Source organism: Saccharopolyspora shandongensis, from assembly GCF_900106995.1.
Lineage (GTDB): Bacteria > Actinomycetota > Actinomycetes > Mycobacteriales > Pseudonocardiaceae > Saccharopolyspora > Saccharopolyspora shandongensis.
The window spans coordinates 77,784-104,488 of sequence record NZ_FNOK01000015.1; the positions used below are offsets into that span (position 1 = coordinate 77,784).

Sequence of the window (26,705 nt, forward strand, 5' to 3'; positions counted from 1 at the left end):
GTCAGACCGCCAGGGCGTCGCCGAGCCGGCCCAGCTGGTCGGCCGCGCCGCCGAAGGAGAACTCGTTGCGCTTGGCCGCGACGAAGTAGCGGTGCAGCGGGTGGTCGACGTCGATGCCGACGCCGCCGTGCACGTGGACCGCGGTGTGGGCCACCCGGTGCCCGGCGTCGGCCGCCCAGAACTTCGCGGTGGCCACCTCGGTCGCGCACGGCAGCCCCTCGTCGACCCGCCACGCCGCCTGCCACAGCGTCAGCCGCGCGGCCTCCACGTCGATGAACGCGTCGGCCAGCCGCTGCGCGACGGCCTGGAAGCTGCCGATCGGCCGCCCGAACTGCACGCGCTCGCGGGCGTACTCGGCGGTCAGCTCCAGCGCCCGCTCGACGACGCCGACCTGGTGCGCGCAGGTGCCGATGGTCGCGCGGGTGAGCAGCCAGTCCAGCACCGCCGGATCGTCGCCCAGCACCCGGTCGTCGCCGACCCGCACGCCGTCGAGCTCCAACCACGCTTCACTGTCGGCGTCCACGATGCGCTGCCGCTCGACCGACAGTTGCCCCGGTTCGACGAGGAAGACCTTCGGTCCGTCCGATGTGGACGCGGGAACCAGCACGAGGTCGGCGACCGTTCCGGCCGGGACCGTGGTCTTGGTGCCGGTGAGCACCCAGCCGTCGCCGGAGCGCTCGGCGCGGCAGGCGGGACGGCGCGGGTCGGGGTTGTGCTCCTCGGCGAGCGCGGCGGTCAGCACCAGCTCGCCCTTCGCCGCCGGAACGCCCCAGCGCTGTTGCTGATCGGAGTCGCCGAAGCGGGCCAACGCCGCCGTCGCCGTGGTGATCGAGGCGAGGTAGGGCACCGGAGCGACCGCGCGGCCCAGCTCGATCAGCACGGAGCACTGCTCCAGCAGCCCGAAACCGCCGCCGCCGACGGAACCCGGCAAGGCCGCCGACAACACGTCGGCCCGTGCCAGATCGGTCCACAGTGCACGGTCGAACCGGTCCGGCTCGCGCTCGACCTCGCGCAGCCGCTCGTTCGTCACGCGATCGTCGAGGATCTCCCTGACCAGCCCGCCCAGATCGAGCTGCGCCTCGGTGCACGAGAAGTCCATTCGCTCTCCCTAGAAGTCCTGCCGTCTTCCTGCGCCGGCAGGCGGTGTGCCAATTTCACGAGGAACTGCGCCGCTGTGGCCGGTCAGCGCTTCGCTGGGGGCAGGCCGAGGCCCACCGCGGCGACGATGTCCCGTTGCACCTCGTTGGTCCCGCCGCCGAAGGTCAGGATCAGCGACGAGCGGTGCATCCGTTCGATCCGGCCGCGCAGCGCCGCGCCCCGGGAGCCCTGCCGCACGTACGCGGCGCTGCCCAGCACCTCCATCAGCAGGCGGTAGGCCTCGGTGGCGAACTCCGTGCCGTACACCTTGGTCGCCGACGCCGTGGCCGGCGCGGGCTGCTGCTCCGCCGTCGTGGCGATCTTCCAGTTGACCAGCTTGAGGAATTCCGCCCCGGCGTGCACGCGCGCCAGGTGCCGCCGCACCCACTCCTGGTCCAGCACCCGGCGTCCGTCGGTGAGCCGCGTTTCCCGCGCCCACTCCAGCACCTCGTCCAGCGCCAGCCGCAGCGGGGCGGGGGAGGTGAGCGCGACGCGCTCGTGGTTGAGCTGGTTGGTGATCAGCGGCCAGCCCTCGTTCTCGGCCCCCACCAGCGCAGAGGTGGGCACGCGGAGATCCTGGTAGTAGGTGGCGCTGGTGGACGGCCCGGCGACGGTGTGCACCGGCGTCCAGGAGAAGCCGGGCGCGGCCGTGGGCACGATCAGGATGCTCAGGCCGCGGTGCTTCTTCGCGTCCCGGTCGGTCCGGCAGGCCAGCCACACGTAGTCCGCGTACTGGATCAGGCTGGTCCACATCTTCTGGCCGTTGATCACGTACTTGTCGCCATCGCGATCGGCGGTGGTGCGCAGCGAGGCGAGGTCGGTGCCCGCCTCCGGCTCGGAGTAGCCGATCGCGAAGTGGATCTCGCCGGCCGCGATCTTCGGCAGGTAGTGCGACTTCTGCTCCGGGGTGCCGAAGCGCATGATGGTCGGCGCGATGCTGTTGAGCGTCAGGAACGGCACCGGCGCACCGGCGATCGCCGCCTCGTCGGTGAAGATCAGCTGGTCCAGCATGCTCCGGTTCTGCCCGCCGTACTCCTCCGGCCAGCCCAGCGCGAGCCAGCCGTCCGCACCCATCTGCCGGACCAGCTGCTTGTAGGCCGTGCCGTCGCCGTAGTCGCCGTGCGAGGTCAGTTCGTCGCGGAGCTCCGGTGTCATGAGCTTGCCGAAGTAGCGGCGCAGCTCTTTGCGCAGCTGCTCCTGCTCGGGCGTGTAGGCGATGCGCATGCATCCCTCCTGCGTCGACGGGGAGCGTGTGGAACATGTTTCACCAACCATAGTCCGAATGTGGCGAGGCGGTCGATACATCGCGCTGCCACGAGTGATTTTTTGCGAGCGTCGTGCCACGGCCGGTGATGAAAACCGGTTCTATGGCGGCGCGGAGTTCGGATCGCTCCCCGAATGGAGCAGTCACCGGGGGCTGGCTGGCTCGTTGTGCGGGCTGGATGGCCGATCGGCGTGGCCCGGATGGCCGGTCCTCGCGAATCGGTAGAACTGGTTGCAAACTCAGAAACCAGCGCATTCGGCTAATATTCTCGGAACTGCGCCCCGGCTCTTGATTGCAAGTGAGAACACGTTCTACTGTGGCTTGGGTAACAGCGCGGGCGATCTCGGTGAGGAGGCCAACCGGTGAAGGCAGCGGTGCTAGAGCCTGTGGCGCGCGGGACGTCTGGACCTGGAGGGCATGATCTCCCGCCGGATCCCGCTGGCCGACATCAACGACGTCCTGGCCGCCCTGAAGAACCCGGGCAACGAAATGATCCGCCGGATCGTGACCTTCGACTGAGCCGGGAGGCGCAGTGAGCTTGGACGGGAAAGTCGCGATCGTCACCGGAGCGGGTGCGGGGCTCGGTCGCGCGGAGGCGCTGGCCTTGGCGCGCGCCGGGGCGAACATCGTGGTCAACGACGTTTCCGACGGCGCGGCGGCGGTGGTGGCCGAGATCGAGGAGTTCGGCGCCAAGGCCGTGGCGGTCGCCGGGGACATCTCCGACGCTGCCGTCGCCGGCGAGCTGGTCGGCACCGCGGTGCAGCGCTTCGGCGGCTTGCACGTGGTGGTGAACAACGCCGGCGTGTTGCGGGACCGGATGTTGTTCAAGATGACCGAGCAGGAGTGGGACGACGTGATCCGCGTGCACCTGCGCGGCCACTTCCTGTTGTCCCGCAACGCCGCCGCGCATTGGCGGGACGAGTACAAGCAGACCGGATCGACCTACGGCAGCCTGATCAACACCGCCTCGGAGGCGTTCCTGCTCGGCGCGGCGGGGCAGCCGAACTACGCGGCGGCCAAGGCGGGCATCGCGGCGCTTACCGTGTCCACGGCGCGCGCGCTGGGGCGAATGGGCGTGCGGGCGAACGCCATCTGCCCGCGGGCGCGCACGGCGATGACGGAGGAAGTCTTCGGCCCGGCACCGGAAATCGGCGTCGACCCGCTGTCCACCGACCACGTCGCGCCGCTGGTCGCCTACCTGGCGGGGCCCGCCGCGCAGGCGATCAGCGGCCAGGTCTTCGTGGTGCACAGCGGGATGATCGCGCTGATGGCCGCACCCGTCGTCGAGCAGCGCTTCGACACCGGCGGTCCGCTGTGGACGGAGGACGAGCTGGCCGGCACCGTCGGCGCCTACTTCGCGCAGCGCGACCCGGAGCGCAACTTCGCCAGCACCGAGCTGCTTTCCCTGCCCTAGTCATCGGGAGTGCGGCGATTTCGCGCGAAATCGACACCGCCACCCACAGCCGAGAGAGTCCCCAGGCGAGGAGGAGCCAGATGGCCCTGACCGTGCGGCAGCATCTCGATGCCGCGGCGCTCAAAGACGGATTGCTGCTGGTCGACGGCCAGTGGCGGCAGGCCCGCGCGAGCCGGACCTGGACGCACCACCACCCGGCGACCGGCGAGGCGATCGGCGACTTCGCGGTCGCCGATGCCGACGACGTCGACGACGCGATCCGTGCCGCGCGCCGGGCGTTCGACGAAGGACCGTGGCCGTCGACCCGTGCCGGCGAGCGTTCCCGCTTGCTGCGCCGCTACGCGGACCTGCTGCGCGAGAACGCCGACGACTTGCGGGCCCGCCAGGCGCTGGACAACAGCGTGCCGCTGTCGTTCGGCACCGTCTACGCCGGATCGGTGGACGTGGCGGCCGACGTCTTCGACCACCACGCGGGGTGGATCGACAAGGCGGGCGGCGAGACGCTGCCGCCGTACCAGGGCGGCGACCACCTGGCGATGACCTTCCGCGAGCCGGTCGGCGTGGTGGCCGCGGTGCTGCCGTGGAACGCGCCGTTCCTGCTGTTCGCGCAGAAGCTCGCGCCCGCGCTGGCCGCCGGGTGCACCGTGGTGCTCAAGCCGTCGGAGTACGCGACGTTCAGCGTGCTGCGAATGGTGGAACTGCTGCTGGAGGCCGGGATCCCGGACGGCGTGGTCAACGTCGTCACCGGCCCCGGCGACCCGACCGGCGAGGCGCTGATCACGCACCCGCAGGTGGACAAGGTGAGCTTCACCGGCAGCCGCGAGGTCGGCCGCCGCATCGTCGAGGCCTCCGCGGGCACCATGAAGCGCGTGTCCCTGGAACTCGGCGGCAAGAGCCCGGCCATCGTGTTCCCGGACGCCGACGTGGGCCTCGCGGGCATGACCGCGATGGGCATGGTCACCCTAGGGCTCTCCGGGCAGGCCTGCGTCGCGCACACCCGCGCGCTCGTGCACCGGGACGCCTACGACGAGTTCGTCGGCGCCGCCGAGCTGATCGCCGGCGCGGTCACCTACGGCGACCCGTTCGACCCGGGCGTGCTGTCCAGCCCGCTGATCAACCAGCGGCAGCTGGACCGGGTGCTGGGCTTCATCGACAAGGGCCAGGAGGAGGGCGCGCGGCTGGTCACCGGCGGCGGGCGGCCGGACGGCGACCTCAGCGCCGGCCACTTCGTGCAGCCGACGGTCTTCGCTGACGTCGACAACGCGATGACCATCGCGCGGCAGGAGATCTTCGGCCCGGTGCTGACGGTCGTGCCGTTCACCGACGAGGACGAGGCGGTGCGGATGGCCAACGACTCCGAGTACGGCCTCGGCGCCGGGGTGTACACATCGGACGTCCGGCGGGCGTTCCGGGTGGCCAAGCGGATCCGCACCGGCACGGTCGGGATCAACGGGTTCCAGGTGGAGCCGCACCTGCCCTTCGGCGGCTACAAGCAGTCCGGGCTCGGCCGGGAGGGCGGCCGCTCCGCCTTCGAGGCGTACACCGAGCTCAAGACCGTGCTGCTGCCGCTGACCGACGAGTTGATGTGACATGCGGTTAGCGGACAAGGTCGCGATCGTCACCGGTGCCGCGCGCGGGCAGGGCGCGGCGACGGCGCGCCGCTTCGTCGCCGAGGGCGCCAAGGTGCTGCTGGCGGACGTGGCCGACGAGGCGGGCAAGGAGCTCGCCGACGAGCTCGGCCCGGCCGCGGTGTACCAGCACCTCGACGTCGGCTCGGAGGACGACTGGGTCGACGCGGTGCGGGCGGCGCGCGAGCTCGGGCCGGTCGGCGTGCTCGTCAACAACGCCGGGGTGCTGCACTTCTCGGAGCTCGCGGACACCAGCCTGGCCGACTACGAGCGGGTCATCCGGGTCAACCAGATCGGCACCTTCCTGGGCATGCGGGAGGTGATCCCGGCGATGCGGGAGGCGGGCGGCTCGATCATCAACGTGTCCTCTGTGGAGGGTCTGGGCGGCATGCCGCTGCTGGTGGCGTACTCGGCCAGCAAGTTCGCCATCCGCGGGATGACCAAGGTGGCCGCGATGGAGCTCGGCAAGCTGGGTATCCGGGTCAACTCGGTGCACCCCGGGGCGATCGACACCCAGATGATCGCCGAGGCGGCGGGCGGCCCGGTCCCGATGGAGCACGTGGGCAAGCGCGTCGCGCTGGGCCGGGTCGGGCAGCCGGAGGAGATCGCGGCCCTCGCGGTCTTCCTGGCCAGCGACGAAAGCTCTTACTGCACCGGCGCGGAGTTCACGGCCGACGGCGGCGCAACGGCAACGCACGCTCTCGCCTGACCGGGCGAGGGACAACGGACACCCCTGACGGTTCCACACCCGATGGGGTGAGTTTTCCCGCAGTTTCAATTGAAACTGAGTGACCCCGGATCAGCGTGGATCGGGAGGTGAGCAGGTGGCAGTGCGGAGTGCCGGCGCGTTCGCGCAGGTCGGGCGGATGGCCACGCTGGGCTGGGAGGTGCTGCGGGCCATGCCGCGGCGGCCCTTCCAGGTCCGGGAGTGCATCCAGCAGGCCTGGTTCTTCGCCAGCGTCACGATCCTCCCGACCGCGCTGGTGGCGATCCCGTTCGGCGCCGTCATCGCGATGCAGCTCGGATCGCTGACGCAGCAGATCGGGGCCCAGTCGTTCACCGGCGCCGCCAGCGCGCTGGCCATCCTCCAGCAGGCCAGCCCGCTGATCACCGCGCTGCTGGTGGCCGGGGCCGGCGGATCGGCGATGTGCGCCGACATCGGTGCGCGCACCATCCGCGAGGAGATCGACGCGCTCGAAGTGCTCGGGATCTCGCCGATCCAGCGGCTGATCGTGCCCCGCGTCATCGGCGCGGTGCTGGTCGCCCTGCTGCTCAACGGGATGGTCAGCGTCGTCGGCGTGCTCGGCGGCTACTTCTTCAACGTGATCCTGCAGGGCGGGACCCCCGGCGCGTACCTGGCCAGCTTCAACGCCCTCGCGCAGCTGCCCGACCTGTGGATCAGCGAGTTCAAGGCGCTGCTCTACGGGTTCGTCGCCGGCATCGTCGCCGCCTACCGCGGCCTCAACCCGGCCGGCGGGCCGAAGGGCGTGGGCGACGCGGTCAACCAGGCCGTGGTGATCACGTTCCTGCTGCTGTTCCTGATCAACCTGGTGCTCACCGGGATCTACCTGCAACTCGTGCCCCCGAAGGGATTGTGAGCCGATGGCCGTCGTCGACCCGGTCGCCGCACCGCTGCGGCGGCGGATCACCCGCGGGCCCGGCGACGCGCTCGCCGAACTGGGCTGGCAGCTGTCGTTCTACCTGCGCGCCCTCGCCCTGGCGCCCGTCGCGCTGCGCCGCTACTACCGCGAAACCGCCCGGCTGCTCACCGAAGTCGTGTTCGGCAGCGGCGCGCTGGCCGTCATCGGCGGCACGCTCGGCGTGATGATCGGCATGACCGTCGCGACCGGCGCGATCGTCGGATTGCAGGGCTATTCCTCGCTGAACCAGCTCGGCACCTCGGCGCTGACCGGGTTCGTCGCCGCCTACTTCGACACCCGCGAGGTAGCGCCGCTGTCGGCGGGCCTGGCGCTGTCGGCGACCGTCGGCTGCGGGTTCACCGCGCAGCTGGGCGCGATGCGGATCTCCGACGAGATCGACGCCCTGGAGGTAATGGGCGTGCGGACGCTGCCGTACCTGGTGACCAGCCGGGTGCTGGCCGGGGTCGCGGCCGTCATCCCGCTGTACGTGGTGGGGCTGCTCGGCTCGTACTTCGCGTCGCGGCAGATCACCGTGTGGTTCTACGGCCAGTCCGCGGGCACCTACGACCACTACTTCCACCTGTTCCTGCCGCCGGAGGACGTCCTCTGGTCCTTCGGCAAGGTGATCGTGTTCAGCGTCGCGGTGATCCTGACGCACTGCTACTACGGCTACACCGCGCGCGGCGGCCCGGCGGGCGTCGGCATCGCGGTGGGACGCGCGGTGCGCACCTCGATCGTGCTGGTCGCGGTGCTGGACTTCTTCCTCAGCCTGGCCATCTGGGGCTCCACCACGACGGTTCGGATCTCCGGATGAGGGGCGCGCGGAGCAGGCGCCGCTACCAGGCGCTCGGAGTGGTCTTCCTGTTCGCGGCCGGGATGTTCGTCGCGGGCACGATCGCCATGTACCGCAAGGCGTTCACGCAGGTCGTGGCGGTCAGCCTCGAAACCGACCGGATCGGCAACCAGATGCGGGTGGGCGCCGACGTCAAGGCCCGCGGCGTGGTGGTCGGCGAGGTGCGCGGCGTGCGCGCCGAGGGCGACCACGCGGTGCTGGACCTGGCGCTGCGGCCGGACCAGGCGGAGCTGATCCCGGCGAGCGCGTCGGCGCGGCTGCTGCCCAAGACGTTGTTCGGCGAGCGCTACGTCTCCCTGCACATCCCGGAGAGCCCCGGTTCGCGGGCCCTGGCCTCCGGCGACGTCATCCCGCAGGACCGCAGCGGATCGGCGATCGAGATCGAGAAGGTGCTCGGCGACCTGCTGCCGGTCCTGCAAGCGGTGCAGCCGGAGAAGCTGTCGACGACGCTGACCGCCGTGTCGCAGGCGCTGGACGGCCGCGGCGAGCAGCTCGGCGACACGCTTGTGCAGCTGGACGGCTACCTGGAGCGGCTGAACCCGTCGCTGCCGAAGCTGGAGTCGGTCATCGCGCGCATCGACGACGTGGCCGACACCTACGCCGAGGCCGCGCCCGACCTGGCGCAGGCGCTGTCCGACCTGACCACCACCAGCAAGACCATCGCCGAGCAGCGGCAGGCGCTGAACACCATGCTGGGCACCGTCACCGGCAGCGCGAACGACCTGAACCGGTTCCTGGCTCTGAACAAGGACAACCTGATCAACCTCACCGGCACATCGAGGTCCACATTGGAACTCCTCGCCGAATACGCCCCGGAGTACCCCTGCATGCTCAAGCAGTTCGCGGACTCGATCCCGAACGCCGAGCGATCCTTCGGCAAGGGCACCGAGAACCCCGAGATCGCCAAGTTCACCATCGAGATCACCGGCAGCCGCGGCAAGTACCTACCGGGCGTGGACACGCCGAAGTACCTGGACCAGCGCGGGCCGCGCTGCTACCCGTGGGTCGAGGCGCCGGACACCTTCCCGCAGTACCCGCCTGGCGGGCCGGTGCAGGACGGTTCCGTCTTCCCGGAGCCGCCGCGCGACCGCGACGAAGTGTTCCCGTGGAAGCAGAAACCGGCGTCCACCACGTCGCAGTCGGTGGTGAACACGCCTGCTGAGCGGGACCTGCTGTCGACGCTGCTGGCGCCGCAGATGGGCGTGCCGCGCTCGGAGGTGCCGGACTGGAGCGGGCTGCTGGTCGGCCCGGTGTACCGCGGGGCGGAGGTGACGGTGAAATGAGGTCCATAGCCGCGCCGCTGGTCAAGCTGCTGATCTTCGCGGCGGTCACGATCACGCTCACCGGGGTGCTCGCGATGACCATCGCCGCCTCCACCTCCGGTTCCGCCGACTCCTACGGCGCGCGGTTCGCCGACGCCTCCGGCCTGGACGTCGGCGACGACGTGCGGATGGCGGGTGTGAAGGTGGGCCGGGTGACCGGGCTGGAGGTCGTCGACGGCAAGCACGCCCTGGTGCGCTTCGACCTCGACGCCGGCCGGCGCCTCCCGAGCGACGCCGCCGCGACCGTGAAGTTCCGCAACCTCGCCGGCCAGCGCTACCTGGCGCTGGACGCGGCGCTGCGCGACCCGGCGGACGTGCTGCCGCCGGGCGGCGAGATCCCGCTGGAGCGGACCCATCCGGCGCTGAACCTCACCGCGCTGTTCAACGGGTTCAAGCCGCTGTTCCAGGCGCTTTCGCCGCAGGACGTCAACCAGCTCTCGGGCGAGATCGTCCAGGTGCTGCAGGGCGAGGCGGGCACGGTGGACAGCCTGCTCGCCCACACCGCGTCGCTGACGTCCACGATCGCCCGCAAGGACGAGGTGATCGGCCAGGTCATCGACAACCTCAACGTCGTGCTGACCACCGTCAACGCGCGCGGCCCGCAGCTGGGCGAGCTGATCACCTCGATGCAGCAGCTGACCAGCGGATTCGCCCAGCAGCGGCAGCCGGTGGGGGAGGCCGTCGCCGCGCTCGGCGAGCTTTCCAACACCACCGCCGGCCTGCTGGAGGAGGCGCGGCCGCCGCTGCAGAGCAGCATCGGCGAGCTGAACCGGGTCGCTGGCATCCTCAACGCCGAGCAGCCGAAGCTGGAGGCCGACCTGCAGAACATCCCCGAGCGGCTGAACGCGCTGACCCGGACCGTCAGCTACGGCAGCTGGTTCAACTTCTACCTGTGCCGGATCTCGGGCACGGTCGGGATCTCCGAGCTCAACATCACGATCCCGATCCTGCCGCTGCCGGCCTCGGAGATGCCGGAGAGGTGCAAGCCGTCATGAAGCCGTTGCGGGAGCGGAACCAGGCCGTCGTCGGCCTGGTCGCCGTCGTGCTCATCACCTGCGCCACGCTGGGCGCGTTCTTCGCCAAGGACCTGCCGGTGATCGGCGGCGGCACCACCTACGAGGCCTACTTCTCCGAGTCGGCCGGGCTCGCGGCGGGCAACGACGTGCAGATCGCCGGGGTCAAGTCCGGCGAGGTCACCGACGTTTCGCTGGCGGGCAACCGGGTCCTGGTGGCGTTCCGCGTCGACGACGCCCAGCTCGGCGACCGCAGCCGGGCGAGCATCGAGATCAAGACGCTGCTCGGCGAGAAGTACCTGGCGCTGCAACCGGAAGGCGATTCGGAGCTCGCGGAGCCGATCCCGGTCGAGCGGACCGCCGCGCCGTTCGACATCCCGGACGCGCTCGACCAGCTGACCCGCACCGCCGACCAGGTCGACACCCAGCAGCTCGCGCAGAGCTTCCGCGTCCTGTCGGACACCTTCCGCGGCGCGCCGCAGCACATGGGCCAGGCCATCGACGGGCTTTCGCAGCTGTCGCAGACCATCGCCTCGCGCGACCAGCAGCTCGCCGACCTGCTGCGCAACACCAGCGGCGTGAGCAAGATCGTCGCCGACCGCAACGGCCAGGTGCAGCGGCTCATCTCGGACGGAAACCTGCTGCTGACCGAGCTGCAGAGCCGCAAGGAGGCGATTTCGGCGCTGCTGGCCGGAACCCAGCGGCTCTCCGACGAGCTGCGGGGCGTGGTCGCCGACAACCAGCAGCAGCTGCGGCCGACGCTGGAGCAGCTCAACCAGCTGACCGAAATGCTGCAGCGCAACCAGGACGACCTCGGTCGCGTCGTGGCGGCGATGGCGCCGTACGTGCGCGGCTTCAACAACACGGTGGGCAACGGCCGGTGGTTCGACGGCTACCTGTGCGGCCTGTTCCCGCCCGCGATCAACTCCGGGCCGCTGCAGACGAACACGACGTCCTGCGAGATCCCGGTGCCGACCCGGCCCGTCGGAGGTGGCTGATGTCCAAAGTGGTCGGAATCGGATGCGCGCTGGCGCTGCTCGTCAGCGCGGGATTGTGGTGGCTGTTCACCGATCCCGGCAAGCAGATCACCGCGTACTTCGACCGCGCCGTCGGGGTCTACGCCGGATCCAGCGTGCGGGTGCTGGGCGTCGAGGTGGGCAAGATCGACGGCGTCGTGCCGCAGGGCGACGTGGTGCGGGTCGACATGCACGTCGACGACGACGTGCAGATCCCGGCCGACGCGAAGGCCGTGGTGGTCGCGCCGAGCCTGGTCAGCGACCGGTACGTGCAGCTCACCCCGGCCTATTCCGGTGGCGCGGAACTGGTTTCGGGCGCGGTGCTGGCCAAGGACCGCACCGCGACACCAGCCGAACTCGACGACCTCTACCGCAGCGCCAACGCGCTCGCGCAGGCCCTCGGCCCGGACGGCGCGAACAGCACCGGAGCGCTGTCGGAGGTGCTGTCCACCTCGGCCGCCGCGCTGGAGGGCAACGGCAAGGACCTCAACGCCACGGTGAAGCAGCTCGGCGACCTCGCGGGCACCCTGCAGGAGAACCAGGACGACCTGTTCGCCACGGTCGACAACCTGAACACCTTCACCGCGACGCTCGCCGCCAGCGACCGGCAGATCCAGGAGTTCTACGGGCGCGTCGACGACGTCACCGGATTCCTCGCCGGCGAGCAGCAGCAGATGGGCGCCGCGCTGAGTTCGCTGGCCGTCGCGCTGGACGACGTCTCCCGGTTCATCCGCGACAACCGGGAACTCATGACGTCCAACGTGAACAACCTGACCGGCGTGACGCAGCAGCTGGTGGACCAGCGCGAGGCGCTGGCGGAGGTGCTCGACGTCGCACCGCTGGGCGCGACGAACTTCATCAACTCCTACGACGCGGCCTCCGGCAGCGTCACGGTCCGCGGCCACCTCAACGAGCTCACCCATCCGCCGGTGCTGATGGTGTGCAAGCTGATCCAGCACAGCATGCCCGAGCCGGTGCCGCAGGGCCTCAAGGACGCCTGCGACAAGCTCGCGCCGTACCTGGACGGCAAGCTGCAGATCCCGTCGATCGGCGAAACCATGCACTACCTGCAGCAGGGCCAACTGCCGCCGCTGCCGCTGGTGGACGCAGCCCGGCAGGAGGGACCGCGATGAGACGGCTGGTTCCGGTGCTGCTGGCGGCGCTGCTGGTTTCCGGTTGCGGCACAGCGGGTTTCACCGGGCTCTACAACGCCCCGCTGCCCGGCGGCGCGGAGCTGGGCCCGAACCCGTACCAGGTGACGGCGCACTTCGCCGACGTGCTCGACCTGGTGCCGCAGTCCAGCGTGAAGGTCAACGACGTCGCGGTCGGGCGGGTGGAGCGGATCGAGCTGAGCCCCGACAACACCACCGCGCTGGTGCACATGGCGGTCAACGGCGACGTCCGGCTGCCCGCCAACGCCGGCGCCCAGCTGCGGCAGTCGAGCCTGCTGGGGGAGAAGTTCGTCGAGCTCGCGGCGCCGGCCGGCGCGGCGGAGGGCGCGCTGTCCGACGGCGCGGTGATCCCGCTGGAGCGCACCAACCGCAACCCGCAGGTCGAAGAGGTGCTGGGTGCGCTGTCGATGCTGCTCAACGGCGGCGGCGTGGCGCAGCTGCAGGACATCGTGCGCGAGCTCAACGGCGCGTTCACCGGCAACGAGGCGGAAATCCGTTTGCTGCTGGGAAATCTCAACGAGACGGTCACCCGGCTGGACGGGCAGAAGGAGAACATCACCCGCGCCATCGACGGCATCAACCGGCTCTCGTCGACGCTGCGCGGGCAGACCGATCAGATCGCGGGCGCGATCGACGGCTTGGGCCCCGGCCTGCGAACCCTGGAGGAGCAGCGCGGCCAGCTCGTCACCATGCTCCAGTCGCTGGACCAGCTTTCCGGCGTGGCGGTGCAGACCGTCAACCGCAGCAAGGATGACATGGTCGCCGACCTGCACGCGCTGGCGCCGACGCTGCAGAAACTCGCCGAGACCGGCGACGCGCTGCCGGACGCCATCGCCTACCTCGCGACCTACCCGTTCCCGGAGTACGTCATGAAGCCGCTCAAGGGCGACTTCGTCAACGCGGACGTGCGGTTCGACCTGGACCTGAGCACGATCATGGAGAACCTCACCCGCTCCTCCGGCCCGCTGATCCCGATCCCCGGCCTCAGCGACGCGGGCCAGCCGGGCCTGCGGCCGCCACCGCCGGTACCGGCCCTGCCGCCGCTGCCGATCCCGGCGCCGCCGTCGGGCCCGGTGGTGCCGCCGATCCAGTTGGGAGGACGCTGATGTTCGCGCGGAAGATCAAGATCCGGCTCGGGCTGTTCCTGGCGCTGGCGGTCGTGGGCGTCGGCTACGCGGGTGGGCAGTACGCCGGGCTGGACCGCTACTTCGGCGGCAGCGGCTACACCGTGACGGTGCGGATGGCGGACTCGGGCGGGCTGTTCACCAACTCCGAGGTGACCTACCGCGGCGTCGCGGTCGGCCGGGTCACCGAGATGCGGCTCACCGACGCGGGCATCGACGTCGACCTGCACATCGACGACGCCGCGCCGCCGATCCCGGCCGGCGCCCGGGCCGCGGTGGCCAACCGCTCGGCGGTGGGGGAGCAGTACCTCGACCTGCGCCCGGAGCGCGACGGCGGCCCGTACCTGGCGGCGGGCTCGACGATCGAGCAGGAGCGCACCGAGGTGCCGCCGGCGCCGGAATCGCTGCTGGTCGACCTGGACCGGCTGGTCGGCAGCGTGCCGGTCGACGACCTGCGCACGGTCGTCGACGAGGTCGGCACGGCGTTCGACGGCACCGGCGGCCACCTGCAGCGCATGCTGGACGCGACCAGTTCGGTGACGGCCGCCGCCGGCCAGCACCTCCCGCAGACCACCGGGCTGCTGGCCAACAGCGACGTCGTGCTGCGCACCCAGCAGCAGCAGTCGGAGCAGATCGTGTCGTTCAGCAGCGGGCTGCGGGAGATCTCCGGGCGGCTGAAGGAATCCGACCCGGACCTGCGGCGGATCATCAACGGCGCGCCCGCGGCGAGCCAGGAGGTCGACGCGCTGCTGCGGAGCGCGGGCACGGATTTCGGCGTGGTGGTGGCGAACATGCTGACCACGATGCAGATCACCGACGTGCGCGGCCCGGCGATGGAGCAGATGCTGGTGGCGCTGCCGGTGATCTCGGCGTTCTCGCACACGCTGTCGCCGGACGGCACCGGACACCTCGGCCTGGTGCTGAACTTCTTCAACCCGATCGCCTGCACCAGGGGCTACGAGGGCACGCCCCGTCGCCCGGGAAGCGAGACGGCGCCGGGCCCGACGAACGAAGACCTGCACTGCGCGGAGCCCCCGGGCAGCGTGATCAGCGTCCGGGGTTCCCAGAACGCCCCTCGGGCCCCGGTCCCGGACCCGGTCGCGCCACCGCCGCCGTTCGTGCCGTGAGCGGACCCCGTGAGTACTTCGTGTCGCTGTAGCAGCACAAAGTACTCACGGGCCCAGGCACCTCCGGCACCTTCTCGTCGGCCCTTGCCACCCCTCTCGCCGAAGCACCGTCACCACCTCACGTGCCACCGCGCACGGGGCGCGGTCGACGTCCTGCCAGCCGTACACGCGCCGAGCCGTTCCGCTGAGCTCGGCGTTGTTGTCCCGCCGCCGGTCGCGGAACGCGGTTTCGGCGTCGCTGTGGTACGCCCGGCCGTCCAACCGGACGATCAGCGGCACACCGATGCCTTCGTAGCTGCAGTCCTCCAAGAGCCTGCGGCCGAACGCGTGAACAGGCACCTGGCGTCGCGCGCGAGGAATGCCGTGCGCCCGTTCGACGTCCAGGAAGTAACGGGCCTCCAGCATCGAGGTGAGCCCTTCGGAGAGCAGCCGGACCGCTCGATCGAGGGCGGCGCTGTAGCGGTAGGCCGGTCTAGCCGCCAGCCGGGCGCGGATCTCGTCTGCCCCGACCCGGTTCGCGGAGGCGATCGTCAACAGGGTGCGCTCGGCTGCCGCCTCGTCGGGTTCGGCCGTGGCCAGGTCGATGACGGTGTCGGCACGTGACGTTCGCGGCGGGTCGTGGGAGACGACGGTGTGCCGGAAGGCGCGACTGCGGTGGACCACAACGCCTTTCTGCGGGACGGCGGACGTCCCGAAGGGAACGGTGACGTGGACGGGTTCGTCATCGGCGGACAACCAGCCCCATTCCTGTGCGGCGGTGCGATGGCTGAGCGCGGCCGGGAACTCGGCGTAGAGGAGGGCGGCGGCGAGCCGGGCTTCGCGGGGGAGCGGGCCGCTGAACAAGGCGACCACCCCACGGTGGACGCGTTGCCAGCGCCGGGCCGCGATGTTCGCCCGGACCGTGGCATAGCTGATGCCGAACTTTCGCAGCTGCTTGCACGTGAAGACGGTGTGCTGCCCGCGGCTCAGTGACTGCCAGTCGGCTTGGTCGGTCTCTCGGATGTGGAACGGCACATCCTCATAGAGGAGCCGGCGTCTCGCACAGATACACCCGTCACCACTTCGGGTGGTCAGGAGCACCCGGAAATGCGGCCGATGCGGTCCGGCCTGGCTGGAAGGCCCGTGCGTACTTTGTGTTGCTATAGCAGCACAAAGTACGCACGGGTCGAATACGGTCCTGGTATGCGGATACTTGTCGTTTCGGCCCCGTTGCTCGGGCATCTGTTGCCGCTGCTCCCGTTGGCGCAGGCCCTGCGCGACGCCGGGCACGACGTGCTGGCCGCTACGGCCGAAGACGGCCTTAACGCCCGGCACAGCGGGATCGAGATCGCCGACGTCGCGCCGGGATTCCGGTTCGGCCGGGTCGCGCGCGGGATCATGCTGCGGCACCCGCTGCTGGCCCGCGCCGAACTGGCCGGGGACGGCGGACTCCGCACCGTGTCCCGGCTCTTCGGCGCGGTGAACGACCAGATCGCGGATGGGGTGGTGGCGCTCGTCGACCGGTGGAAGCCGGATCTCGTCATCCACGAACCCCTCGCCGCCGCCGGTGCGTTGGCCGCGGCGAGCCGGGGAATTCCGGCGGTGCTGCACGAGAATGCGCTGTTCGACGGACCGGAAGTGTTCGGCGCCACCAGGATGGCCGCGCCGTTGGCCCGCCATGGTGTGGCGGCGCTACCGCCTGCCGCGGCGACCTTGACCATCGCGCCGCCGAGCATCGTCGGCGCCCGCGACGGCCTGCCGATGCGGTGCGAGCCGTTCAGCGGTGAGGGCGAGGTGCCGGACTGGTTGGCGGAAACCCCTGAGCAGCCCCGAATCCTGGTCAGCCGCAGCACGGTCAACGGTCCCGGTGCGAGCCCGATGCCGGCGGTCGTCGCCGCGGCCGCCGCGGTCGACGCGGAGATCGTGCTGGTCCGCCCGGACGCCAAGACCGCGAGTCGCGCCCTGCCGGAAAACGTCCGCACGGTCGACTGGGTCCCGATCAACGCGATCCTGCCGACGTGCGCGGCGGTGGTGCACCACGGCGGCGCGGGCAGCATCTTCGGGGCCTTCGCGGCGGGCCTCCCGCAACTGGTCACGCCCGGCCCGGGTGACCGGAAGTTCAACGCGGAACGGGTGGCGGAGCGAGGAGCGGGCCTTGCGGTGTCGGCGAAGCGGATCGAGGCCGCGGACCTGACCCGCCTGATCACCGACGGAGCCATGAAGAAGGCGGCAGCCGAGGTCCGCGCGGAGATGGAGGCCATGCCCGCCCCGGCAGACCTGGTGCCCCGCCTGGAAAACCTGCGGTAGTGGCCCGTGTGTACTTTGTGTTGCTATAGCAGCACAAAGTACGCACGGGCCGGTCGGAGCCCTCGTAATCAGGCGTTGGTTGGCACGCCCGCGTTGGTGAGGACCTCTCGCACCGGGAGGGCCGTGCTCTCCGCCGCGGTCAGGCCGGAGGCCGCCAGGTGCGCGTCGACGATGCGCAGGCCCGCCGCGTATCCGGCGAAATCCGGTAGCCCCACCGGTTGCAGTCCCATGCGCTGGGCCGTGGCGTCGCCGAAGACGTACGGGGGCAGGTTCTGCATCCCGGCCACGTCGATGGCCGCCGCGATCTTCCGGTACGCCGAGTCCAGTTCCGCGCCGGTCAGCGCCTGGGACCACGGGCCCACGGCCTGCTCACCGGCCAGCTCCCGCACGAACGCCTCGGCCAAGCCCTCGGCGACGACGTGTTCCCCGACCGTGACGGCAGCGGGGTCCCAGACGACGTTCGCGTAGCGCACGTTGTGGTGCAGCTCGTGCGCGGCGGCGTGGTCGATCTTGGCCAGGCTCGTCTCGGTGGGCCACATGTAGAGCTGGATCGCGCCCGGGAACCCGCCCAGGCCGAAGTACCCGGCGCTGCGCGCCATCAGCTGCTCGTCATCGGGGTTGCCGAGCACCACGACGACGTGCACGGTGTCGGCGTGCCCGATGCCGGGCACCGCGCCGCTGATCCGCGCCCAAGCGGCGGCGAGGGACTCTTCGACGCGGCTCCACACCTCGGCTTCCTGCATCTGGCGCAGCGCGGGCACGTATCGCGGGTCCTCGCAGTCGAGCCGGAAGCCGCTGCCGCCCATTTCGTACATCTGGACCAGGTCCACATCCCCCATCACGGACATCGCCGGCTCTAGCGGGCTGAGCATCTCCCGCAGGGCGTCGCGCCGCTCCGCCTGCGGTCGCTGGAGGAGGTCGAGCATGGCGGACGCCGTGTCATGAACAACGATCTTCATGGTTCGGGACCGTAGGGTCTCCAGTCGCTGGAGGGTCAAAGCGTCCCGCGGCGGGGGCTTTAGTCTCTAGCCCGAAGAATGATCTGAAAGGGACCGGGATGAGTCTTCAGCGGGAATCGGTCGCGGCCGTCGATGCCCAGGGAGTGCCGTACCACCTGCTCGCGCGCACGGCGGCGCACCGCTGGTGGCGACCGTTGGTGGGGATCCTGCTGCTGGTCGGGCTTGCGGCGGTGTTCCTGGTGGTGACCGCCTCCGTCGGTATGGGCCTGGCGGTGCTGGTGGGCATCGGCCTGGACGCCGAGGGGAGTTTCTCCGCCCCGCTGTGGGAATTCGGGTTCGGCTTCGCCACCATCGCCGTCATCCTGCCCGCGGTCCTGCTGACGGCGCGGTGGTCGCAGCGCCGCCCGGTCGGCACGGTGTCCAGTGTGGAGGGACGGCTGCGCTGGCGCTGGCTGTTGCACTGCGGTGGATGGGCGGTGCTGGGCTTCGCCGTCATCGCCGCCGTCGAATTCGCCCTGGCGCCGGACTGGGACGCAGCGTCGTGGCCGGGCTGGCCGACGTTCCTGGCGGTGCTCGCGATCGCCGTGACGCTCGTGCCGCTGCAGGCCGCCGCCGAGGAGTACCTGTGCCGCGGCTGGCTGGTGCAGACCTTCGCCTCCTGGACCCGCACGCCGTGGCCGGGGGCGTTGGCCACCTCGGTGCTGTTCGTGGCGCTGCACGACTACATCGAGCCGCTGGTGTTCGCCGACCTCTTCATCTTCGCGATGGCCATGTGCTGGCTGACCATCCGCACCGGCGGGCTGGAGGCGGCGATCGCGCTGCACGTGGTGAACAACGCGACCTTCGCCGTGTTCTCCGGGGCCCAGGGCGTGCCCAGCCTCGACCAGAGCGGCAGCTACTCGCTGTGGGACGTCCTGCCGACCACGGTCCTGACCGTGGCCTACACGTGGTGGATCGACCGCCGCGCCCGCCGCCTCGGAATCGCCACCCGCAGCCGCCCGGCCCACTCCGCCGGTACGATCGGGGCATGTTGAAGATCGGATTCACCTCGGCGCGGTGAGCGCCGCCGAAGCTCGGCACCGGCTGACGGTGCCCGTCCTGCTGGACGGCTGGCAGATCGAGTGCTGCGGAACGCCTCCCGCCGTGGGCGACCAAGTGTCCTGGTGGCTGGAGTGGAGCAAGTGGTCCGCATCGGCGATCCCGACCGACATGGCGCTCCGGGCGAGGCTGGAACGCCGCTCTGTCCCGGAAGGCTTCAGAGCGCGAACGACCGAGGGAACTGTGCCCGCGGTGGCGATGGCCGGCGGCGTCCGCGCGTTCGTATCGGTGCCGGAGCCGCTTCCCGCGGAGATCACGCTTACCGGAGTACTGCACGAAGACCACCACTCCGCCCGGTCGCCCGACGACCGGCGGACGGGCGGGCGGGTCACCGCGGTGTGGCTGGTGTCGTGGGAGTACGAGCTGCGGGATCGCTGCTGGCGACCCGTCGACGGCACCGCTGAACTCGAGAGCGTTCAGCGCGCGCCGAAGCACATGCCCCGCTCGACGCCGCCGGAACGCGGCGGCTACTGGCGGGATACCAACTCGGTGCTGGTCGAGCTCGAAACGTCCGGCGGGCCGCCCGCGGCGTCGTGAGCATCGCCGGCCCGGCGGGGAGCGGCCAGGGCGACAACGTTGTCTTCGGCGCGTCGGACGTCGCGGACCGACCCGCCGGGCCCGTGCGGCGCGGGCGGCCTTTGCCCAGGTGGCCGCAGGCGTGGGGCGTTCCCATACTGAAGGTGTCGGCCTCGCGGGACCCGCCCACCGGCGGGTCGGAGGGGAGCTCGTGATGGGGCGCGTGGTGGGAATCGACCTGGGGACGACGAACTCGGTGGTGGCCGTGCTGGAGGGCGGCGAACCGACGGTGATCGCCAACTCCGAGGGCTCGCGGACCACGTCGTCGGTGGTGGCCTTCGCGAAGAACGGCGACCTGCTGGTGGGGCAGCCCGCGAAGAACCAGGCGGTCACCAACGTGGACCGCACCATCCGGTCGGTCAAGCGGCACATGGGCACCGACTGGTCGGTCCAGATCGACGACAAGTCCTACACGCCGCAGGAGATCAGCGCCCGCGTGTTGATGAAGCTCAAGCGGGACGCGGAGTCCTATCTCGGTGAGGACGTCACCGACGCGGTGGTGACGGTGCCCGCGTACTTCGACGACTCGCAGCGGCAGACGACCAAGGAAGCCGGCCAGATCGCCGGGCTGAACGTGCTGCGGATCATCAACGAGCCGACCGCGGCGGCGCTGGCCTACGGCCTGGAGAAGGGCGAGAAGGAGCAGACCATCCTGGTCTTCGACCTCGGTGGTGGCACCTTCGACGTCTCGCTGCTGGACGTGGGCGAGGGGCTGGTCGAGGTGAAGGCCACCTCGGGCGACACCCACCTCGGCGGTGACGACTGGGACGAGCGGGTCGTCGAGTGGCTGGTGGACCGGTTCCGGGGCTCGTCGGGCATCGACCTGACCAAGGACCGGATGGCCATGCAGCGGATCAAGGAGGCCGCGGAGAAGGCCAAGATCGAGCTGTCCAGCACCTCGCAGACCAGCATCAACCTGCCGTACATCACGGTCGACGCGGACAAGAACCCGCTGTTCCTGGACGAGACGCTGTCCCGCGCCGAGTTCGAGCGCATCACCTCCGACCTGCTGGAGCGCTGCCGCAAGCCGTTCAACAACGCGGTCCGCGACGCGGGGATCAAGGTCGGCGACATCAACCACGTGGTGCTGGTGGGCGGGGCGACGCGGATGCCCGCCGTGACCGACCTGGTCCGCGAGCTCACCGACGGCAAGGAGCCGAACAAGGGCGTGAACCCGGACGAGGTCGTCGCCGTCGGCGCCGCCCTGCAGGCCGGTGTGCTGCGCGGCGAGGTCAAGGACGTCCTGCTGCTCGACGTGACGCCGCTGTCCCTGGGCATCGAGACCAAGGGCGGCATCATGACCAAGCTGATCGAGCGCAACACCACGATCCCGACCAAGCGCTCGGAGACCTTCACCACCGCCGAGGACAGCCAGCCGTCCGTGATGATCCAGGTCTTCCAGGGCGAGCGCGAGATCGCCGCGCACAACAAGAAGCTCGGCATGTTCGAGCTGACCGGCCTGCCACCCGCGCCGCGCGGCATGCCGCAGATCGAGGTCACCTTCGACATCGACGCCAACGGCATCGTGCACGTCAACGCGAAGGACCTCGGCACCGGCCGGCAGCAGTCCATCAAGATCAGCGGCGGCTCGGCGCTGCCGAAGGACGACATCGACCGGATGGTCAAGGACGCCGAGGCGCACGCCGACGAGGACCGCAAGCGCCGCGAGGAGGCGGAGACCCGCAACCAGGCTGAAACGCTGGTCTACCAGACGGAGAAGGTCCTCACCGACAACACCGACAAGATCCCGGCCGACACCCGGACGCAGGTGCAGGACGCGATCAAGGACGTCAACGAGGCGCTGAAGGGCGACGACGTCGACAAGATCCGCGCGGCGGTCGACCACCTCGCGGCGACCTCGCAGTCCATCGGCCAGGCCATCTACGGCCACCAGCAGGCCGCGGCCGGAGATGGCGAGGCGCGGCAGGCGGAAGAGGACGTGGTCGACGCCGAGATCATCGACGAGGACGACAAGAATAAGGAGTGACCGAACGCTCCACGGTGGATCGTTGCGGTTTCGCCGCGCTTCGCATCCTGGGTCGATGTTCGCTGGAGAAGAATAGAATTCCAGCATGAAGAACAAACCGCCCTACGCGCTGACGTCCGTCGACAACGCGCTGCTGCTCCTGCAGATGCTGCGCGACCAGGGCGGCCTGCGGGTCAGCGAGGCGGCCGAGGAGCTCGGCATCGCCCGCTCCACCGCGCACCGCCTGCTGTCGATGCTGGTGTACCGGGACTTCGCGATCCAGGACGACCGGCGCACCTACGTGCCGGGTCCGGCGCTGGCCGCGAACCAGGTGGCCGGCCACCCGAACCAGCAGTTGCGCAAGGCGCTCCACCCGCACATGGACGCGCTGTGCGAGCGGGTGCACGAGACGGTGAACCTGATGGTCCGGGTGGGCATCCAGACCCGGTTCCTCGCCAGCGTCGAGTCGACGCAGGTCCTGCACGTCGGCGACCGGCGCGGCACCATCCTGCCCGCGCACCTGTCCTCGGGCGGGAAAGCGCTGCTGGCGGAGCTGGAGCGCGCCCAGCTGGATCAGCTCTACCGGCCGGGCCAGCCGGACCGGCAACTCCCGGAGCGGGAGTGGAAGACGCTGCTGCGCGAGCTCAAGGCGGCCCGCGAGACCGGCTACGCCATCAACCGCGAGCGAACCGAAGACGGGGTGGCGGCGGTCGGTATGTGCGTCCACGACGCCTCGGGGGAGCCGGTCGGTGCCCTGTCGATCTCGGCCCCCGCGGCGCGCTTCGCCCCCAAGCGGATCCCGGTGCTGGTGCGCGAGATGCGCGCCGCGGTCGCCCGGGCCGAGATCGACCTCAAATCCCTGCCCGACCTGTGACCGGTGGCCCGGCGCTGCTGCTCCGCCCGGACGACCGGGACGCCGAGCGCCGGGGGGACATCGGCGGCGAGACCCCGCGCGTGGTGCGGGGATCCACTGTGGATCTGTCCGGCCGGGGCCCGGGCGAGCTCAAGGCCGAAGGCGGAGAACTCCCGGAACTCGGCCGCTGGCGCTAAAACGCTCGGCTGTCGAAACGCGCGGCCCCGGTCCAAACCATCATCGGTTACGCTTCCGCCGTGCACGACGACTACCAGGTTCCCATCGCGCTCTTCTTCGTGCCGTCGGGTGTCTTCTTCGCAATTTTCTTGGTGAGCTTCGCCTTCGACCGCCGGAAGATGCGCAACGGTCTTTACCTGTTCTTCGCGCTCCTGTTCCTGGTCGGCGCGTCGCTGATGGCGCTCGCTTCGAAGTCGGTGATCGTAGCCGGGTTCGTGCTCGTCCTGCTGGTGCTTCTCTTCCTGCTGATGATCCTGGTGCTCGCGATCTTCCTGGTCGCCAACGGCGTGACGATGCTGCGCCGGGAGGGCAAACGCCTGGCCAACCTGCTGTCGCTGGCCGCGGGAATCGGGATCTTCGGCTACATCGGATTGCGGATGCTCGCCAATGGCACCCGGTGGGTGCCGCTGCAGGTGTTCATGGACGCGGTGGGCGCCGTGATCTCCTACGTCTCGCTGCTGTTCATGTGCTTCCTGCTCTACTCCTTCGTCTACGGCCGGATCCGGCAACGCCGCGCCGTCGACTTCATCGTGGTACTCGGTTCCGGCCTGATCGGCTCGCGCGTGCCGCCGCTGCTGGCCAGCCGGCTCGACCGCGGTCGAGCCGCGTTCGACGCCCAGCGGGCGAAGGGCCGCGACCCGATGCTGGTGACCTCCGGCGGCCAGGGGCCGGGCGAGGACCTGCCCGAGGCGCGCGCGATGGCCGACTACCTCATCGACAAGGGCGTGCCGGAGGACCGGATCCTGGTCGAGGACCAGTCGCGCAGCACCGAGGAGAACCTGCGGTTCAGCAAGGCGATCATGCAGCAGCACCGGCCGAAGTACCGGTGCGTGGTGGTGACGAACAACTACCACGTCATGCGCGCCGCCACCATCACGCGCAAGGAGAAGGTCAACGGCCAGGTGATCGGTTCGCCGACGGCGCGCTACTTCTGGCCGAGCGCGACGATCCGCGAGTTCGTGGCGGTCTTCCTGTCGCACAAGATCGTGAACTTCGGCATCTGCGCGTTCCTGATCATCACGACCGTGCTGCCCGCTTTCTAGGGTCGCTGAGGGGTAGGCCGCCGCTTCGCGCGGCTGCGGATGGTCGACGCCCGAACACCTAGCGAGGAGCCCGTCGAACCGGCCCCGTGAGTGCCCGCCCGGGGATCTGTTTGGATCGGGGCGTGGATCTCTTGCGTCATCTTCGCTTCTTCGTCGCCGTGGCCGAGGAAGGCCATTTCGGACATGCCGCGGACCGGCTCGGGATGACGCAGCCGCCGCTGTCGCAGGGCGTCCAACGGCTCGAGACGAAACTCGGCGTCACCCTCCTGACCAGGGGTTCTCGCGGCGTGGGGCTGACCACCGCCGGGGCCGAGCTGCTGCCCAGGGCGCGGGCCCTGCTCGACGGCGCGGAGCAGTTCCAGGAGGAAGCGCGCCGCCAGCGGGAGAACCGCGGCGCGGTGCGCGTCGGCGTCGTCGCGGCGCTCAGCGACCGGCAGGTCGCGGCCCTGACCGCCGCGGTGCGGGCCGCCGCGCCCGATCCGGCGGCGCGAACCGTGATCATCACGACGGCCTCGACGGTCGATCTCGTCGACGCGGTCACCGCCGGTCGGCTCGACTGCGCGGTCGTGCACCACCCGGCGCTGATCGGTGCCCTGCAGGCCGGTCCGGTCCGGAAGATCCCGCGTTCGCTGCTGGTGCCCGCCGACCACCCGGCGGCGCGGCGCAAGCAGTCGCTGCGCTCGCTGGCGGGCCTGGCCTGCGCGACCGCGCCGCGCAGTCACGGGACGGCCGCGTTCGACCTGCTCGTCGACACGTTGCGGATCAAGGGGCTCGACCCGGACTTCCTGCCTGCGGCGGGCGATCGCGACGCGCTGACCGCGGTCGCCGCCGGTCGCGCCTTCGCGCTCACCACCGACCCGTCGCTGGAGGTCTCCGGCGTGACCCGGCTGCAGGCGCCGGGGGAGGACCTCGCGCTGCGGGTGCGGCTGGTCTGGCAGGAGCCTGCGCCGCCGGACGACGTGCTCGCGGCGGTCGAGGCCGCGCTGAGTCCGGAGGCGCCGCGGTGAGCCCGGTCGAGCGCCGCATCCGCGAGGTGCTGGCCGATGCCGGTGCCGAAGGCTGGGTGCACGCCAAGCCGCTGAACTCCGCGTCGGAAAGGGAGATCGACGTGGGCGGCGACGAGCTCGTCGTCACCGCGTCGGTCTACAAGCTGCCGCTGCTGGTGGCGTTGTGCCGCGCATTCGACGCCGGCGAACTCGACCCGCGGGCCAGGGTGCGGATCGATCCCGCGTCCTGCACGCCGGGGCCCACCGGGATGTCGGCGTTCCAGGACCCGGTCACGGTGTCCTGGCGCGACCTGGCCGCGTCGATGATCGGCGTCTCCGACAACGCGGCGGCGGACCTGATCCTCGGCGAGGTGGGGCTCGACGCGCTCGCCGACACCCTCGCCGACCTGGGGCTGTCCCGCACCCGCGTGGTCGGCGGCACCGCAGACTCGCACGCCGCGCTGATCCGCGACACCGGCACGACCACCGCGGCCGAGGCGTTCGCGCTGCTCAGCGACAACGACGACGCCCGCACGGTGAGCGCGTACGACCCGTCGTACGCCAGCGCCACCACGCCGCGCGAGATGACCCGGCTGCTCGAACTCGTCTGGGCCGACGCGGTCGCGTCGCCGGAGCAGTGCGAGTTCATCCGGCGGCTGCTGGCGAACCAGGCGTGGCAGCACCGCATCCGGGCCGGGTTCCCGTACCGCGGGGTCCGGGTCGCGGGCAAGACCGGCACGATCGGCGCGGTGCGCAACGAGGTGTCGGTGGTGGAGTTCGACGGCGAAACCCCGGTCGCGGTGGCGGTGTTCACGCTCGCGGCCCGTGCCGACGCCGCGCTGCCCGGAGTGGATGCGGCCATCGCGGAATGCGCTCGGATCGCGGTCACGGACCTGCGTTCCGGCCGGTTGTGAGCGAACTTATTTTCGCGGGCCGGGAGAGGCTGGGCGCCGCCCGGCAGCTGCGGCCATATCGATTCGCTATCGGGCGTGGGCCGGGCGCGGATTGGCGCTATCGGTCGCGGGCTGCTTGATTGGCGGCAGACCCAACCGATTGGAGAATTTCCTTGCAGCACCACGAAACCCGCGTCGGCCGTCGAACGATCCTGGGTGCGCTGCTGGCCGCCCCGGCGGTGGCCGCGTGCGGTTCGAGCGGCGTAGCGGCGGCGCCGAGCAGCGCGGGGCCGGACCTCACCGGCAAGCACGCGCCGGACTTCGCCGGCCTGGAACGCCGCTACGACGCCCGGCTCGGGCTGTTCGCGGTCAACGTCCACACCGGACGTTCCATGGGGTACCGCGCCGACGAGCGCTTCGCGATGTGCTCGACGTTCAAGACCTACGCGGCAGGCGCCCTGCTGCACCGGAACGGCCTGGCGGGCGGCTACTTCGACAAGCTGATCCACTACACCGAGGCCGACCTGGTGGCGAACTCGCCGGTCACCGGGCCCAACGCGGGCATCGGCATGATGGTCAACGAGCTGTGCGCCGCGGCGATGACCCGCAGCGACAACACCGCGGCCAACCTGATGCTCGCCGAGCTCGGCGGCCCGCCCGCGATCACCGCGTTCGCGCGTTCGATCGGCGACGGCAGCACCCGACTGGACCGCTGGGAAACGGACCTCAACACGGCGATCCCCGGCGACGAGCGCGACACCACCACGCCGGCCGGGATCGCCGCGGGCTACCGGGCGCTGGTGCTGGGCGACGCCCTCGGCGCGCCCGAGCGCGACCGGCTGACCGGGTGGCTGTTCGCCAACACCACCGGCGCCGCGCGGATCCGCGCGGGCCTGCCGCCGACCTGGCGCACCGGCGACAAGACCGGCACCGGTGACTACGCCTCGGGCAACGACGTGGCCGTCACCTGGACCGACCGCGGCCAGGCGATCGTCATCGCCGTCCTGACCACTCGCCCGAGGAAGGACGACAAGGTCGACAACGGGCTGCACGCCGACACCGCGCGCATCGTCGCCGCGGCGCTGGGCTGATATCGGC

The 26,705-nt window shown here is 70.7% G+C and carries 25 protein-coding genes; 21 read left to right on the forward strand and 4 right to left on the reverse strand.

The window, feature by feature from the left end; all coding sequences use genetic code 11:
• Window position 1: 1 nt before the first annotated feature.
• Both BLW84_RS17990 and BLW84_RS17995 read right to left on the reverse strand, forming a co-directional pair.
• The gene (locus BLW84_RS17990; RefSeq protein WP_093266754.1) at window positions 2–1,099 is read right to left on the reverse strand and encodes an acyl-CoA dehydrogenase family protein; all 1,098 of its coding nucleotides are present in this window, start codon (window positions 1,097–1,099) and stop codon (window positions 2–4) included.
• Window positions 1,100–1,182: 83 nt separating this feature from the next.
• Entirely contained in the window at window positions 1,183–2,361 is a 1,179-nt protein-coding gene (locus BLW84_RS17995; RefSeq protein WP_093266756.1) for an acyl-CoA dehydrogenase family protein, read from the reverse strand.
• Window positions 2,362–2,933: 572 nt separating this feature from the next.
• On the opposite strand from BLW84_RS17995, the gene BLW84_RS18000 reads away from it, so the two are divergent.
• From BLW84_RS18000 to BLW84_RS18050, 11 genes are all read left to right on the forward strand, one after another.
• Window positions 2,934–3,815 (forward strand): 3-oxoacyl-ACP reductase, encoded by an 882-nt coding sequence (locus tag BLW84_RS18000; protein WP_093266757.1) that lies wholly within the window; start codon window positions 2,934–2,936, stop codon window positions 3,813–3,815.
• 80 nt (window positions 3,816–3,895) lie between these two features.
• Window positions 3,896–5,404 carry an aldehyde dehydrogenase family protein gene (locus tag BLW84_RS18005; RefSeq protein ID WP_093266759.1) on the forward strand — a complete coding sequence of 503 codons (1,509 nt, stop codon included), beginning with the start codon at window positions 3,896–3,898 and terminating at the stop codon, window positions 5,402–5,404.
• 1 nt (window position 5,405) lies between these two features.
• Window positions 5,406–6,152, forward strand: a complete 747-nt coding sequence (locus BLW84_RS18010; RefSeq protein WP_093266760.1) for a glucose 1-dehydrogenase — start codon at window positions 5,406–5,408, stop codon at window positions 6,150–6,152.
• A 157-nt stretch (window positions 6,153–6,309) separates the two neighbouring features.
• On the forward strand, window positions 6,310–7,041 hold the full coding sequence (locus BLW84_RS18015; protein ID WP_093266930.1) for an MlaE family ABC transporter permease: 732 nt from the start codon (window positions 6,310–6,312) through the stop codon (window positions 7,039–7,041).
• A 4-nt stretch (window positions 7,042–7,045) separates the two neighbouring features.
• Complete coding sequence (locus tag BLW84_RS18020) at window positions 7,046–7,897, forward strand: MlaE family ABC transporter permease (protein WP_093266762.1); 852 nt, start codon at window positions 7,046–7,048, stop codon at window positions 7,895–7,897.
• Window positions 7,894–9,219 (forward strand): MCE family protein, encoded by a 1,326-nt coding sequence (locus BLW84_RS18025; protein WP_093266763.1) that lies wholly within the window; start codon window positions 7,894–7,896, stop codon window positions 9,217–9,219. Before BLW84_RS18020 ends, BLW84_RS18025 begins: the two co-directional genes overlap by 4 nt.
• Window positions 9,216–10,253, forward strand: a complete 1,038-nt coding sequence (locus BLW84_RS18030; protein ID WP_093266765.1) for an MCE family protein — start codon at window positions 9,216–9,218, stop codon at window positions 10,251–10,253. The genes BLW84_RS18025 and BLW84_RS18030 overlap by 4 nt, the downstream gene beginning before the upstream one ends.
• On the forward strand, window positions 10,250–11,269 hold the full coding sequence (locus BLW84_RS18035) for an MCE family protein (protein ID WP_093266766.1): 1,020 nt from the start codon (window positions 10,250–10,252) through the stop codon (window positions 11,267–11,269). Before BLW84_RS18030 ends, BLW84_RS18035 begins: the two co-directional genes overlap by 4 nt.
• Window positions 11,269–12,420, forward strand: coding sequence for an MCE family protein (locus BLW84_RS18040; protein WP_093266768.1), 1,152 nt, complete (start codon window positions 11,269–11,271; stop codon window positions 12,418–12,420). Before BLW84_RS18035 ends, BLW84_RS18040 begins: the two co-directional genes overlap by 1 nt.
• Window positions 12,417–13,565, forward strand: coding sequence for an MCE family protein (locus BLW84_RS18045; protein ID WP_093266769.1), 1,149 nt, complete (start codon window positions 12,417–12,419; stop codon window positions 13,563–13,565). The genes BLW84_RS18040 and BLW84_RS18045 overlap by 4 nt, the downstream gene beginning before the upstream one ends.
• On the forward strand, window positions 13,565–14,710 hold the full coding sequence (locus BLW84_RS18050; RefSeq protein WP_093266771.1) for an MCE family protein: 1,146 nt from the start codon (window positions 13,565–13,567) through the stop codon (window positions 14,708–14,710). The genes BLW84_RS18045 and BLW84_RS18050 overlap by 1 nt, the downstream gene beginning before the upstream one ends.
• A gap of 45 nt (window positions 14,711–14,755) precedes the next feature.
• On the opposite strand, the gene BLW84_RS18055 is transcribed toward BLW84_RS18050, so the two are convergent.
• Window positions 14,756–15,724, reverse strand: a complete 969-nt coding sequence (locus BLW84_RS18055; protein ID WP_245761220.1) for a hypothetical protein — start codon at window positions 15,722–15,724, stop codon at window positions 14,756–14,758.
• A 168-nt stretch (window positions 15,725–15,892) separates the two neighbouring features.
• Here BLW84_RS18055 and BLW84_RS18060 point away from each other — a divergent pair, with 168 nt between their 5' ends.
• On the forward strand, window positions 15,893–16,996 hold the full coding sequence (locus BLW84_RS18060; protein ID WP_093266772.1) for a nucleotide disphospho-sugar-binding domain-containing protein: 1,104 nt from the start codon (window positions 15,893–15,895) through the stop codon (window positions 16,994–16,996).
• Between the two features lie 68 nt (window positions 16,997–17,064).
• Here BLW84_RS18060 and BLW84_RS18065 read toward each other — a convergent pair whose 3' ends face one another.
• A complete protein-coding gene (locus BLW84_RS18065) occupies window positions 17,065–17,955 on the reverse strand; it encodes a DUF2268 domain-containing putative Zn-dependent protease (RefSeq protein WP_093266773.1) in 891 nt (296 codons plus the stop codon).
• Between the two features lie 98 nt (window positions 17,956–18,053).
• Here BLW84_RS18065 and BLW84_RS18070 point away from each other — a divergent pair, with 98 nt between their 5' ends.
• The 9 genes from BLW84_RS18070 (at window position 18,054) to bla (ending at window position 26,698) form a co-directional block, all read left to right on the forward strand.
• Entirely contained in the window at window positions 18,054–18,989 is a 936-nt protein-coding gene (locus tag BLW84_RS18070) for a CPBP family intramembrane glutamic endopeptidase (RefSeq protein WP_093266775.1), read from the forward strand.
• 22 nt (window positions 18,990–19,011) lie between these two features.
• Window positions 19,012–19,590, forward strand: coding sequence for a DUF6578 domain-containing protein (locus tag BLW84_RS18075; RefSeq protein ID WP_093266776.1), 579 nt, complete (start codon window positions 19,012–19,014; stop codon window positions 19,588–19,590).
• A gap of 193 nt (window positions 19,591–19,783) precedes the next feature.
• Window positions 19,784–21,616, forward strand: a complete 1,833-nt coding sequence (gene dnaK, locus BLW84_RS18085; RefSeq protein WP_093266779.1) for a molecular chaperone DnaK — start codon at window positions 19,784–19,786, stop codon at window positions 21,614–21,616.
• An 85-nt stretch (window positions 21,617–21,701) separates the two neighbouring features.
• Window positions 21,702–22,469, forward strand: a complete 768-nt coding sequence (locus BLW84_RS18090; RefSeq protein WP_093266780.1) for an IclR family transcriptional regulator — start codon at window positions 21,702–21,704, stop codon at window positions 22,467–22,469.
• Window positions 22,466–22,645, forward strand: coding sequence for a hypothetical protein (locus BLW84_RS18095; RefSeq protein WP_093266782.1), 180 nt, complete (start codon window positions 22,466–22,468; stop codon window positions 22,643–22,645). The genes BLW84_RS18090 and BLW84_RS18095 overlap by 4 nt, the downstream gene beginning before the upstream one ends.
• Before the next feature lie 60 nt (window positions 22,646–22,705).
• The gene (locus tag BLW84_RS18100; protein WP_245761221.1) at window positions 22,706–23,728 is read left to right on the forward strand and encodes a YdcF family protein; all 1,023 of its coding nucleotides are present in this window, start codon (window positions 22,706–22,708) and stop codon (window positions 23,726–23,728) included.
• A 122-nt stretch (window positions 23,729–23,850) separates the two neighbouring features.
• Window positions 23,851–24,735 (forward strand): LysR family transcriptional regulator, encoded by an 885-nt coding sequence (locus tag BLW84_RS18105; protein ID WP_093266783.1) that lies wholly within the window; start codon window positions 23,851–23,853, stop codon window positions 24,733–24,735.
• Window positions 24,732–25,628 (forward strand): serine hydrolase, encoded by an 897-nt coding sequence (locus tag BLW84_RS18110; protein ID WP_093266784.1) that lies wholly within the window; start codon window positions 24,732–24,734, stop codon window positions 25,626–25,628. Before BLW84_RS18105 ends, BLW84_RS18110 begins: the two co-directional genes overlap by 4 nt.
• A gap of 152 nt (window positions 25,629–25,780) precedes the next feature.
• Window positions 25,781–26,698, forward strand: a complete 918-nt coding sequence (bla, locus tag BLW84_RS18115) for a class A beta-lactamase (protein ID WP_093266786.1) — start codon at window positions 25,781–25,783, stop codon at window positions 26,696–26,698.
• The last annotated feature ends 7 nt before the right edge of the window (window positions 26,699–26,705 follow it).